The organism is Pseudomonas uvaldensis (assembly GCF_021271205.1).
Taxonomy (GTDB): Bacteria; Pseudomonadota; Gammaproteobacteria; order Pseudomonadales; family Pseudomonadaceae; genus Aquipseudomonas; species Aquipseudomonas uvaldensis.
Map to the genome: position 1 here is coordinate 112,819 of NZ_JAIWKS010000007.1, position 12,792 is coordinate 125,610.

General features: G+C 61.4%; 12 protein-coding genes. All 12 read right to left on the minus strand.

Annotation, left to right across the window (positions count from 1 at the left end; translation table 11 throughout):
- Window positions 1-28 precede the first annotated feature (28 nt).
- Window positions 29-1,300, minus strand: coding sequence for an OmpP1/FadL family transporter (locus LCU97_RS17680; RefSeq protein WP_232777331.1), 1,272 nt, complete (start codon window positions 1,298-1,300; stop codon window positions 29-31).
- Window positions 1,301-1,349: 49 nt separating this feature from the next.
- Window positions 1,350-2,129 (minus strand): thioesterase family protein, encoded by a 780-nt coding sequence (locus LCU97_RS17685; protein ID WP_232777332.1) that lies wholly within the window; start codon window positions 2,127-2,129, stop codon window positions 1,350-1,352.
- 105 nt (window positions 2,130-2,234) lie between these two features.
- Complete coding sequence (locus LCU97_RS17690; protein WP_232777333.1) at window positions 2,235-2,855, minus strand: TetR/AcrR family transcriptional regulator; 621 nt, start codon at window positions 2,853-2,855, stop codon at window positions 2,235-2,237.
- Window positions 2,856-2,946: 91 nt separating this feature from the next.
- Window positions 2,947-4,266, minus strand: coding sequence for an NTP/NDP exchange transporter (locus LCU97_RS17695; RefSeq protein WP_232777334.1), 1,320 nt, complete (start codon window positions 4,264-4,266; stop codon window positions 2,947-2,949).
- 72 nt (window positions 4,267-4,338) lie between these two features.
- Window positions 4,339-5,382 carry an oxidoreductase gene (locus LCU97_RS17700; protein ID WP_408636414.1) on the minus strand — a complete coding sequence of 348 codons (1,044 nt, stop codon included), beginning with the start codon at window positions 5,380-5,382 and terminating at the stop codon, window positions 4,339-4,341.
- A gap of 46 nt (window positions 5,383-5,428) precedes the next feature.
- Window positions 5,429-5,689: a DUF2790 domain-containing protein gene (locus tag LCU97_RS17705; RefSeq protein ID WP_053153947.1), complete on the minus strand. Its 261-nt coding sequence runs from the start codon at window positions 5,687-5,689 to the stop codon at window positions 5,429-5,431.
- Window positions 5,690-5,805: 116 nt separating this feature from the next.
- On the minus strand, window positions 5,806-7,182 hold the full coding sequence (locus tag LCU97_RS17710) for a heavy metal sensor histidine kinase (RefSeq protein WP_232777336.1): 1,377 nt from the start codon (window positions 7,180-7,182) through the stop codon (window positions 5,806-5,808).
- Window positions 7,179-7,883: a heavy metal response regulator transcription factor gene (locus LCU97_RS17715; RefSeq protein ID WP_053153951.1), complete on the minus strand. Its 705-nt coding sequence runs from the start codon at window positions 7,881-7,883 to the stop codon at window positions 7,179-7,181. The genes LCU97_RS17710 and LCU97_RS17715 overlap by 4 nt, the downstream gene beginning before the upstream one ends.
- A gap of 148 nt (window positions 7,884-8,031) precedes the next feature.
- Window positions 8,032-9,312 (minus strand): alpha/beta fold hydrolase, encoded by a 1,281-nt coding sequence (locus LCU97_RS17720; protein WP_232777337.1) that lies wholly within the window; start codon window positions 9,310-9,312, stop codon window positions 8,032-8,034.
- An 18-nt stretch (window positions 9,313-9,330) separates the two neighbouring features.
- The gene (locus LCU97_RS17725) at window positions 9,331-10,308 is read right to left on the minus strand and encodes an alpha/beta hydrolase fold domain-containing protein (protein WP_232777338.1); all 978 of its coding nucleotides are present in this window, start codon (window positions 10,306-10,308) and stop codon (window positions 9,331-9,333) included.
- Window positions 10,305-11,330: a phosphoglycerate dehydrogenase gene (locus LCU97_RS17730; RefSeq protein WP_232777339.1), complete on the minus strand. Its 1,026-nt coding sequence runs from the start codon at window positions 11,328-11,330 to the stop codon at window positions 10,305-10,307. The genes LCU97_RS17725 and LCU97_RS17730 overlap by 4 nt, the downstream gene beginning before the upstream one ends.
- A 29-nt stretch (window positions 11,331-11,359) precedes the next feature.
- Window positions 11,360-12,769 (minus strand): OprD family outer membrane porin, encoded by a 1,410-nt coding sequence (locus LCU97_RS17735; protein ID WP_332875346.1) that lies wholly within the window; start codon window positions 12,767-12,769, stop codon window positions 11,360-11,362.
- Window positions 12,770-12,792 lie beyond the last annotated feature (23 nt).

Below are 12,792 nucleotides of genomic sequence, written 5' to 3' on the forward strand. Positions count from 1 at the left end.
GCCCGCATGGGTTCCCGGCTCAGTGGTTTCAGAAACGATAGCTGACGGAAGCGCCGAAGCCGTTCGCACTGTTCCGGTATTTGGAACTGTACGCGCCACGGCTGGCGGAGGCATCGTTGACCCGCACGCTCTCTTCCCACAGGTACGAATAAGCCACGTCGATCGTGACATCGTCCACCGGAGTCCAACCGGCACCGAGGCTGATCACGCTGCGGTCCCCGGTCGGGATCCGAGGCCCACGATCGGTGTTGTTGGCCGGTGACTGGTCGACCGAGAAGCCGGCGCGAAGAACCCACTGATTGTTCAGCCTGTAGGCCGCGCCAATCGCATGGGCCCAGGTGTCATGCCAGTTCTGCTCTTCGCTGATGGTACCCAGCGCCCCGCTCAGCAACGGAGGCAGACCCGAGTTCTCGATGGTCAGTTCCTTGAAACGACTCCAGCGCGTCCAGGTGCTGCCCAGATACAGGGTCCAGTCATCGTTGAGCTGGTGAGTGACCGAGAAGTCCACCGATTCCGGGGTATCGACGTCCAACGATGCGTCATAGCTTGTACCGCTGACCCCCAGCAGGCTGAAGATCCCATCGGTGAGCTTGGACTTGGCATCCAGGTGATAGCTGACCTTGGAATGGTAGGTCAGCCCCAGACGAGTCCGGTCCGTGGCCTGCACCAGGATGCCGGCGTTGAAACCGAGCGCCGTGTCGTCACCGGTGCTTTTCAGCTTCCCGTCGTTGCTGCCGGGAGTGAGCGGGTTTGGCACCATCCCTGATATCTCGCCGCTGATGCGATTGATCGTAGGACCGATACCGATCGACACCTTGTCGTTGAAGGCGTAGCTGATGGTCGGCTGGAAGGTCAGCGTCTTGACCTCGCTCTTGTTGGCGTAATAACGCCCGGCAAAGTCGCTGCCGTAATCGGTAATCAGACCGAACGGTACATAGAAGCCAACGCCAACGGCCCAGTGCTCATCCACAGGCTTGACGTAATACCCCATCGGTATTGTGGTCGTCGGCACCATGTCGCCGTCCTCCTGGCCGCCGAAGGTACTGCGGGTCTGGCTGATGTCACTCTTGGCAAACAATGTGGCCGCCCCGAGGCTGACCTGCTCCTTCTTCAAGCGAGACATGCCCGCCGGGTTTCCGAAGACGGTACTGGCATCTTCAGCGGAGGAAGAGCGCCCGGCAAACCCCACCCCCATCCCACTGATGCTTTGCTCGTTAAGCGCGAAACCGCTGGCAAGCACCTGGGAAGTGGACAGCATTACAGCGAGACCCACCGGGGCCTTGAGCATTATTTTTTTCATTATCGGACTCTGGAAACAATTGCTGAGGTATGGAGCAGTTGATGTGTTACTAGGTAAAAATCGCCACGGTCTGGCGCGCCCAAAGCACTCGCCGACCGCTTTCGTCCCAGACCTCCATGTCCTGCAACGAATAACCTTCCTGGGCTTGCTGACTGAAGGAGCTGACCAGAAACCATTCGCCAGCCGCCGCCGGCTGTGGCAGGTCAATCGTCCAAGAGGCAGAGCTGATGGCGGCAGGTTCGGTAAAGCAGGTCATGGCCGCCGGTGGCAAGCTGTCTGCCAGCGCGATCAACGCCACCGCCGGGTCCACGCCTTGCGCATCCAAATGACGTACCCACATCAGCAGCTCCGGATTGTCGGCGCCGGACACTGGCAGCGAACCGCCCGCCGGGCGCATCTCGAAGTTGCAGGCACAGGCCGGCGCAATCCGCTTATCCAGCTCCAGGGTGGCGTATCGAGACGGCCCTTCCACCATTGGACATCCCCAGGAGTCGTGGACGATCCGGCTGGGCCGCGGCTGGGCGAACAGGAATGTCGTGCGCAGCGCCAGCTCATCGCCGGACAGGCAATCCACCGATACCGAAGTAACGGATCGCCCCTGGCGCAACACGCTGACATCGAAAGTCTGGGGCTGGGTCACTGGCCCTATGAATGACACCTGCGCGGACTTGAAGGGAGGAAAGCCCTGGGGACGCTCGCGCAAGACCGCTTCCAGCGACAGCGCCGCCGACAGCCCGCCGAAAATGGTCCGGCCCTGCCGCCATTCAGGCGGGCAGACGAAAGGCACACTTGGATCGAATTGCGCCACCACCTGGGCGAAGCTGGTCATAGCAGACCCTCGAAAAGCAGATGCGCCATGATTATTCATGTGACCATTTGTGTCAACAGTCACAAAAAAGACAACGCAATCCTCATCGCATCGGCCGTGACCGGCTCAGGGCATGAGGCTGCGCAGGACCAGATTGCAGATAAGCGTGGGGGCTTCTTCCACGTAATCGAGGTTGTGTTGCAACAGCAGCGGGTTGACGAAGGGCCGCAGCGCGAGGTGTATCGCCTCCACAGTCTCATCCAGCGGCGTCTTGCGTTCGAACTCACCGCTCTCGCGCCCTTCCCGCACCACGTCCAGTACGAAGCGTTTGATCCGTTCGTTGTAGACTTGCGAGCTGGGCCAACGCTCCGAGGCCGAGTAGGCGGCAATGTCATACAGCTTGCGGTCGTTGAAGAACAGATCCACGCCAGTGGTGATCAGAGTCTTGACCAGGCGTCGGAAACGCTCTGTGGAAGAGAGGTCCTCTTCCCGGGTGGCCTGTTCCACGGCCTCGACAATCTTCGAAAGGCAACCGGAGCAGATGGCTTCGCCAATTGCCTGCTTGGAGTCGAAGAATTTGTAGATGTAGGCCTTGGAGAATCCGATGGCCTTGGCTAGGTCGGACACTGTGGTCTTGGCGTAACCGTATTGACTGAAGTGCTCATTGGCGGCCGCGACAATCTGGTTTCGGATGTCGTGATCGGCTGGGCCACGAGTGCTGGGCGAAGGTAATGATGATTGATTCATGTGGGCAGCTTACGCATCCTGAAGGCCGATGACAAATTGTGACTCATTTTATTATTGGTCACAATTTGCCGTTCGTCGATTACGACAGGATTCACGTCTCGGCGACACTGGCGTGCAGCTCCGCCTCTTCCTGTCCATCATCAGCCCGCCGTCCCAACTGCCAGCCGAGCAATCCCCACACCAACGCGCAACACGCACCGATCATGGCCGCCAGTCCGGCCCCCTGCCCCAGCACATCGAGCAGGCTTTTCACCCAACCGCTCATGGCATCACCCGCCCGATAAACCACAGTGTCGATAAAATTCTTGGCTTTGTATTTGCTCTCGGCATCCAACGAGGCGAACAGCATTTCCCTGCCCGGCCGGACGAACGCGTACTCGCCGATCCGCCGCACCACCATCAATGTCGCCAGCAACGCGAACCCAGGCGCCAAGGCAAGCCCCAGAAAGCCGATGCACATGATCAACGGCACGATTGCCAACAGCGCACGCACTCCCAGCTTCGGTGCGATGCGCCCGCTGATGAACAGTTGGGACAGCAAGGCACCTGCCTGCACGATCACGTCGAGGGTGCCGAAGACACGAACCTGCGCCTCACGATCCGGGAAGTGCTCGCTCACCAGGCGGGCCTGTTCAAAATAGAGAAACGTACTGACCGTGGCCAACAGCACCACGAAGCCGGCGATCCCCAACAGATAGGGTGACCGGAGCACGGCCGTGAAGCCGCTGAACGGGTTGCCGCGCAGGGGCTGGCAAGGATGTTGCGTCGGCACGGCACCCGGTCGCCCGGCCCCGCCCTCCTCGCGCCATGCCATGAGCCTGCGCTTCAAGACCAGCGTGGCACCCAGCAACAGAGCCGCCAATAGCATCAACCCCGAAGCGCCGATGACACCAATGAGCGCCGCGCTGAGGGCCGGTCCCAACAGCCCGCCGATGCTTGCGCCTGCAGCGATGAAAGCGAACAGGCGCTTGGCCTGTTCACTGTCGAAGACATCCGCCATCAGGCTCCAGGCCACGGAAACGACGAAGAGGTTGTAGACCGATATCCAGACGTAAAAGACCCGAGCCAGCCACAGACTGTCCGGTTGGTATTCGAACAGCTCGACGAACATCAGCAGGTTGATGCCGAAGAATCCATACACCCAGTCAACGAGTCGCAGGCGTGGAACCCTGGCGCTGAGCCAGGCGAACAAAGGAACGGCAGCCAGCATGGCCAGGAAGGTCGCAGTAAACAGCCATTGCAGATTTTCCACACCCGCCGCGATGCCCATTGATTCACGGATCGGGCGCAGCATGAAGTAACCGGCGAAGAGGCAGAGAAACAGCAGAAACCCACACAGCGCCGGACGCAGTTCATCGTCGCGTGCGTTAAGGGCGATGCTCAACCGATGCAGATAAGTAAGCCTACTCATGGAAGCTCCTGGGGAATGGCCATGCACCAAGGGGCAGGCACGGGGGCATATGCCCCGTGCCCAACGGGAACATCAGCGATAGGTGACGCCTGTGAGCCGTTCGGAAACGGTCCAGAGCCGTTCGGCATCCGCCTCGTGGGTCGCTGCCGTCGGCGTTCTGGCTAAGCCCAGCGGGCCGCGTTTTTCCTCGTCGCCGATAGGACCGTAGTAGGCCCCGCCGGCAGCCTCGGGCGCAGTGGCTGCGTACAGTGTGGACAACGCCCCTTGCGCGGCAGAGTGGTACGCGTCACGGTCCTGCGCCCACCGCTGACCGAATTCGCTGTTCAAGCCGGGGCCACGTTCGACCAGCTCGGTGACCGCGACACCCGGATGCGCCGCCAGGCTGCGGATGCCCCAACCGGCTGCCTCACTGCGCCGTTGCAGCGCGAATGCCCAATGCAGGACAGCAAGCTTGGATTGCGCATAGGCAGCATAGGGCTCGTATTTGCGCTCAGCCTGCAGATCATCGAAGTTCATCGCGCCACGAGCGGCGGCAATGCTCGACAGACTGACCACCCGAGGATCCTGGCTCTGGCGCAACAACGGCACCAGCAGGCCGGTCAAGGCGAAATGCCCCAGGTAATTGGTTGCCAACTGGAGCTCGAAGCCATCGGCAGACGTCCCTCGCTCCGGCGGCGCCATGATGGCTGCGTTGTTGATCAGGACGTCCAGTCGCGGCAGCCTCCGGTTGAGTCTTTCAGCCAGGCCGCGTACGGATGAAAGATCGGCCAAGTCCAGCGTTTCGAACTGCACCCTGGCATCAGGCACGGCCTGTCTGATCCGGGCGATGGCCTGGGCACCGCGCTCCGGATTGCGAGCGGCAATGATGACCTCGGCGCCTGCGCGGGACAGTGCCAGCGCATCCTCGTAGCCCATACCGCTCGTACCACCGGTGATGAGGATAATCCGGCCTTTCTGCGACGGCATATCGCGTGTCGACCATTGCGGTTTCGGCGCAACCTTGTCGGTGGCTTCGACGCTCACCACGCTGAGCAGCGTGACGCTGGCCGCCAGCACGCGGGCCAGCCTCACCAGCCGGTTTCTGATGTCTACGGGTGTTGTTGTGCTGATCCACATCATGGGAATTCTCCATTTCGAAGGATGAGCCGGCATTGCCGGACGCTTACTGGATGGCGCACGCCTCAGCCAATTGCAGAAAACTGACGCGCTCGATGACGCCTTGCGTATTCACATAAGTCATCTTGGCCCGCACGACCTCGCACGTTTGCGGGGCCGGCGCCTCGATGCGAATGACCCGGGCGATGTCCAGCGGCATGCCATATTCGTAGGCCGGGTCTTGCGTCTGTTCCTTGGCGAACAGGGACGGATTGCTCAACGCGATAACGGCCAGCAAGCTGGCGGTCGATACATTTCGGATGTTCATAACGGACTCCACGACTGTCCTCACCGGGATGGTCGTAGCACTCTAGGGAGGGGTGACTGACGTCAAGGTGACCGGCGACTGACAGGAAGATGTCAAACGCCAAACGGATCGGAATCTTAGCGGACGGCCTGGTTCATCAAGGAAAATCCAAACGTATTGAACCCGTCCTGGCTGCGGGCGAACACGCGCCCTCCGTGCATGGACGCCACCGCCCGCACGATCGAGAGCCCCAGGCCGTGGTGCGCATCGCTTCGGGCCCTGGCGGCGTCGGCACGGTAGAAACGCTCGAACAGACGCTCCAGATGTACGCCGTCAATGGGCTCGCCGGCATTGGAAACGCTGACCTCCACCTGCATTCCCTGGCTCACCAGACTGACCGTGATGGTGCTCGCCGGGACCGCGTAGCGCGCTGCGTTCTGCAACAGATTGGCCAGCGAACGGTGAAACAGGCGCCGGTCGATCCGGACTCGCATATCGCCGGTGATGACCACGCTCAGTTGCTTGTCGTGCAAGACGGGCTCGAGATATTCCACGGTCTTGGAGGCCTCCTCGTAGAGCGAGACATCACTCAGCTCGGTTGCCCGCTGCCCGCTTTCAGCCCCCGCCAGGAAGAGCATGTCATTGACGATGCCCCCCAGCCGCTCCAGCTCCTCGAGATTCGACTGCAACAGGTCCTGAAGCTCGCCTACATCCCGACCGTGAGCCAAGGCCACCTGGGTCTGCCCGATCAGGTTGGTCAGGGGCGTTCGCAGTTCATGGGCCACATTGGCATTGAACCCTTCGAGTTGGCACCAGGCGGCCTCCTGACGAGCCAGGGCGCCGTTGAACGACATCGCCAGCTCCTGCAATTCGCCCGGCAGTGCCTCGGTGTCCAGCCGCTGCTTCGAATCGCCCGGCGGCAGGCTGTTGGCCTGCCTGCTGAGTCGCCTCACGGGTCCCAGGCCAAAACGCGCAATCCAGTAACCGAGCAACGCCACCAGTACCACACCCAGGGCGGAAATCAGGATCAGTATCCTGGTGAAGTGGTCCAGGGTTTTCATGAATGGCGTCGAATCCAGCCCCACGATAAATCGCAATTCAGGACGGCTGCCCAGGGCGGGAATGGTTTTGACCAGCAGTTCCATCGGACGGTCCCGGTCAGCGATTTCGAGGGTGGAGAAGCCATCCGGACGCCTCGACCAGTCCTGGCCATCCGGCATCTGCCCGCCGTAGCTGTAGGCCGGGTTATCCACCACGACCCAGTAGCGCACCCGTTCATCGGCCGGGGTCAGGCCATCCAGCTTTTGTCGCAGGCCGACCCAGAACGCCGGCGAGTCGTACTTGGCGAGCACCGGATCGAGCACGGAATGGCGCAGGATCAGCTCGTTCTGCATCTGCTCATTGAGCGATTGCTTCAACGAACAACGCAGTAACGTCGCGCTGACCGATGTGATCAGCATGGCGGCCAGCGCGAACATCAGGGCCAGCCGCCGGGCTATCGATCGCTTCATCATGGGAGCCCGGCCTGGCGAGCATTAGTCTCGCGGCTCTCCAGCACATAACCCATGCCACGGACGGTATGCAGCAGCTTGCGCGGATACGGCGCGTCGACCTTGGCCCGGACGCGCTTGATCGCGACCTCGACCACGTTGGCGTCACTGTCGAAGTTCATGTCCCAGACCTGCTCGGCAATCATCAACTTCGACAGGATCTCGCCCTGGTGCCGCGCCAACAGGCTCAGCAGGCAGAACTCCTTGGCCGTCAGGTCCAGGCGCAGCCCGCCCCTGGTCACCTTGCGCGCCTGCAGGTCGACTTCCAGATCGTCGATGCGCAGATGCGTCAAGTCGGCCGTGTCGCCAGCGCGACGCCGTATCAGGGCCTGGACCCGTGCCACCAGCTCGGCGAACGAAAAGGGTTTGCCCAGGTAATCATCCGCGCCCTCGCGCAGCCCTCGTACGCGGTCGTCCACCGCTCCTCGGGCCGATAGCATGATGACCGGGGTGTTCTTGTGCACGCGCAAGCCTTGCAGCACATCGTATCCGTCCTTGCCGGGCAGCATCACATCGAGGATCACTACGTCGTAATCCAGCTCCAGCGCATAGTGCAGGCCATCGATGCCGTTGTTCGCCACATCGACGATGTAGCCCAGTTCACTCAAGCCACGATGCACATAGGAGGAAGTCTTTTCCTCGTCCTCGACGATAAGCAGGCGCATCAGGTAATTCCTCTGGAAGCGGGACAGGCAGGCATCACAACCTGCATCAAGCCATTCTCCAGTCTAGATAACGAAAGTGTCCGGAGGCTGACCGCTTCCTGACATTCCTGTCAGAAAGGCTCGATAGCCGTATGGCCTGTAACCCGCCTCAATCGTCATTGAAAGGCGCATGCGGGTTTCGCTCACCGGGCGGACCGGGCCGCTCGAGGGCGCGACAGGTCGAGGCAAAACCTTGTCCATCCAGTTGCGCCCGCGCGAAGGCAAAGGCCTCGTTCAACGAGCCATGCAGCACCCCATCGTGCCCCAACCCGTCATAGAGCCGCCAGGAAACGTGGTTGCCGGCGGCACATAACGCCGCCGCGACCGCGTACTGGCGCAGCGGCGCAATCGTCCGATCCGCCTGGCCGGTGGCGATCAGCACGGGGAATGGAATCGATGCCAGGGGCATATCCGTCGTTGGAATGCGCAGCGCATCCAGGATGTCGGGTGTGACGGTCAGAAGCTCTGACACGGACTCGACCTGTAGCTCGCGTGATTTGCGGGCGATTTCACGGGTACAACCCTCTCGGGCGACTTCGAGCAGTGCAAGGCCTTTCGACGTCAGCAGATCTTCGATCCGCGGCGCGTTTTCCCGCAGGCCACCGGAGGCCAACGATAAAAATACCGTGTTGGATTGGCGCGCCGGCAACGCCACGGGGCCGTCGGGAAAGGTGCTGTTCGGGGCCGTGAGCACCGCGCCGAGGATATTGAGCTCCGGCGCGTAGGTCTCGGCGAGTATCGCTGCGCCCAGCGCGGCGCCTCCGCCCTGCGACTGCCCGGCCAGGAACACGCGATCGGAAATCACCTGGGGGCCGATTGTCCGGGCGGCCCGAATGGCATCCAGGATCGAGCGGCCTTCCGCCTGCCAGAACGTATAGGGATGAGGTCCCGGACCGCCCAAGCCCTGATAGTCCGTCGCGACCACCGCAAACCCACGTTCCAACCAGCGATTGATATAGGCCGCGTCGCGCTCGCGCAGTCCCGTCCATGAGGGGGCGCAGCGGTCGGCGATGCCCACGGTGCCGTGTGCCCAAGCCAACAGCGGCCAACCTTCGGACGGTGGCGCAACGTTCGGCAGAAACAGCACCCCGCTCACGGGGACCTGCCCCGACTGCCAGCGTTGGTCGGTGGAGCTGTAGAGGATGCGCATCGCTTGCGAGGCGGTCGGCATCGTTTCCTGCAATGCCAGCGGCTCTTTTTTCAGAACGACACCGGGCAGCGCGGGCATTGCATCGGACCACCGATAGAACGGGGACAGCACCATGTCGCCTGCCGAAGGGCCGACCGGAAGCTTATCGTCGACGGCGGCATGGACAACTATTGCCGTCAGGCCTGCCAGGCACCCTGACGCAAGCAGCGCGGCCATCGCGAAGGTTCGAAAAATCAGCATCGGACAATCACCTGACAATCAAGGAAAAGACACCGCCAGCACCTCACGCAACGCGGCGCCCTGGGTACGGATCACCTGCCGCACCACCGGTGCCACCTCATTGAAACGGATGAACCCGTGGGGCATGTTCGCAAGCACATCCAAGTGCGTCGCCACGCCACAGCGCCGCAGCTTGTCCGCGAGCTCCAGGTTCTCGTCGAGTAACGGATCCAGCGCTCCGACAACCAGGCGCACGGGCGCCAGACCCGCCAGGTCAGCCAGGATCGGCTGCACTCGCCAGTCGCGCTCATCATTGCCCAAGTAGCTCGCCCAGTAGGCGCTCATGGTTTCGGCCGAGAGATTCTGCCCGCCGTATCCGCCGAACCGTCGCCACGAATCGGAGGTAACGTTCCTGGAGTAGCTGCCATAAAACAGGACCAGCTGCCGCAACGCGTCCACTCCCGCGTCGCGCAGGGCAATGGCGGCGCCCAGGGCCAGGTTGGCGCCGGCGGAATCCCCCGCCAGTACGTACCCGCGTACCCGACAATCGGTGACAGCGTTAAGACGGATGACCCGGCTCACGATGGAGACCACCTCGTTGAACGCCACAGGAAACCGGTATTCCGGCGACAGCGCATAATCGATGGACAGCACCGCCAGGCCACTGTCGCGCACGAACTGGCGCAAAGGAGCGTCCCAACCGGTGACCGATCCATGCCGAAACCCTCCGCCGTGACAGTAAAACATCAGCATCGGCGTCTCTTCGGCTTGCGGCCAATACAGCTTGCACGCCACCCGGCGACGGTTGACGGAAAACCCCAGCGTGCGCTCGTAGCACAGCGGCACGCTGCCCTGGGTCGCCCAGGCGTTGATCCGCTCCAGTTGGGCCCGGACGTTCTGCACGTCCCCGTGAACGACAGGCAGCAGATCCAGTTCACGCAAGGTCGTCGCAACGGCAACCAGATCAGGGTGAACCTGGGGGTCGACAGCCACCGACGGGTTTGCGCGACGGCTCATGGCGTCACCCTTGGCGCGGTGGCCTGCCGACCATCCGCGATGACGCAATGCCCGGGAGGATTGCCCCCCTGCAGGACCGCCATCGCGCACCGGGCAGCGATCAGATTGGTGCGATTGAGTCCCTCTACCGTGGAGGCCGCTACGTGCGGCGTCGCCACTACGTTGGGAAGCTGGATCAATTGCTCGCTGACGGCGGCAAGCGCCGGATCCGACTCGCTTTCAAAAACATCGAGCCCCGCCCCCGCTATCAGGTCCTGTTGCAAGGCCAGCAACAAGTCCGCATCCCGCACCAACCCACCCCGTGCGGCATTGATCAGCACGGCGGAACGTTTCATCGACGCCAACGCCTGGCTGTCGATCATGCCCAGGGTCTGAGGAGTGAGCGGGGCGTGGAGCGTAATGAAATCGCTTTGCTTGAGCAGGGTCTGCAGATCGACGAAACGACAACCCTGGCCGCTGCTTTTCAGTGCCTCATCCGGGTGAGGGGTATGGATCAGGGTCGTGACGTCGAACCCGGACAGGCGCTGCACCACCGCCCTGCCGATCCGCCCCAGTCCCACCACACCGACGGTCTTGCCGTACAGGTCGTTTCCCAAGGGAATCGTCCAGTCGCCGCCGGCCAGGCCCGCCTGACATTGCTTGAGCTTGCGACAGACGGCAAGCATCAGCCCCAGAGTGTGATCGGCCACACTGGCGTCGTTTCCGCCAGGTGCGATGGTCGCGACCTTTCCCGTGGCAATCACCGCCGCCGTATCGACACGTTCATAACCCACGCCTCGGCGAGCGATGACTCTCAGGCGTGGGAGTGAACCCAACAGACTGGCCGTGATGTTCGCATGCCCGACAATCCAGCCATCTGCCTCATTGAGCAGCGCGATCAATTGGCGTTCGCTCCAATGCCCCTCTGTTTGCCCGCGGTCAGGCTCGGCGATGACCACCTGGCAGTCGTTCGCTTGCAGGAAGGCGACGGCTTCGGGATCAAAAAAACGCTGGGTGATCACTATTCTATGGCGTGGTTTCATCAGGGGGTTCTCGATCGGTCAGTCGATGGTCAAAATGCGTAGTCCAGATACACGCGCGCTTCCGATCCGCTGACCACGTTATCCGGCTGGGCGGATACAAGGGCGACAAAATCCTCGTTGATCCGGTAGTCGATATAGATCACGCCCACTGAAAGTCCGGCGTATTCCTTTTCATCGAATCGGTAATAGACGCGATATTCCTTCTGCCGCTCGCGCACATCGGTGCGTTGACCGCTGAGGGGATTGCTGGCGTCGAATTCGCCTTGCTTGTAGATGGCCATGGCCTTGAAGCCGTCCAGCGAAGCGCCGAACAGCGAAAGACCGGAGAGGTCATATTCGGCACCGACCTGCCAGGTCCTTTCACCATCGTTATTGAAGTCATTGCCGGAGCGCGTCCAGGCATCCATCTTGCCGTCGACGTTGTCCGCATGATCGAAGTAGGCATACCCCAGTTGCCCGTTGCTCAACTGGGCTTTGGTTTCGGAAAAGGACACTCCCAGGCGTACCTTATCCAGCAGCAGACCCAGGTTGATGTTCAGCCAACTGGCCTCGTCATCATAGGCCGCCTGGCCTGCCGACCAGTCGCGCTCCCATATTGGCCCGGCCTTTTCGAATCGATAGTACTGAGTGTCCAGCACGACCCCGGCGCGCTTGCCAAGCGGTGCCTGCAAGGTCAGGCCATAACGGGTATTTTCATTGAAGTCCCGCGATACACCGTGATCGTAGCTCAGCTCGATGGCCTTCAAATCGTATTTGATGCCGTAGGTGTACAGGTCCTTTATTTCCTCCCCTGTCTGACTCAGCAGGTGCTCGAATTCTTCCCGGTCCCGGGGCGAGCTCCTGTCGATGTACGCGGCTTCGAACCCCAGCGTTCCCGGCAGTGGTCCAATCCCCATGTCGGTGAAATTCAGATGGGTACGGGCGCCCTGGTAGGAGCCTGGAACGATCCGCGTATCGAGGCTCACCAGGGTGCCGGCATCGAAACGGCCTCGCCCTATTTGTGCGTCGGCATTCCATCCGTCCCCCACATGGCGCGCCTTCAGATAACCTTGGCCGAGCTTTGCGAAGCCGCCATTGGTTCCATCGGTGTCGTCGAACAGATCCCGGCCGTTGTCTTTCGAGTCGAGCATCGCCACAGCGTAGAGAGAGGCATCGAAGCCTACAATTCCGGCCCAATAGTTGGAGTTGTAATCAACGATTGCCCCGACCCCGGTCCCGCCCAGTTCGTTGCCATCGGGAAATCCACCGAAACGGTCTTCGATCAAGTCGTTGGATATGCGCGTATTGATATAGACAGAACGAAGATAGGCATTCAACTTGCCTTCATGCTGAAACCGGTCCGGATAACTGATGGCGGCTGCCTGGCAACTATCCGATATAACAACCATTGAACAAAAAGCCACAACGACGGCGTTAATCGAGTTCATCGACCACCTCATCTATTATTTCTATTGTTGACGTG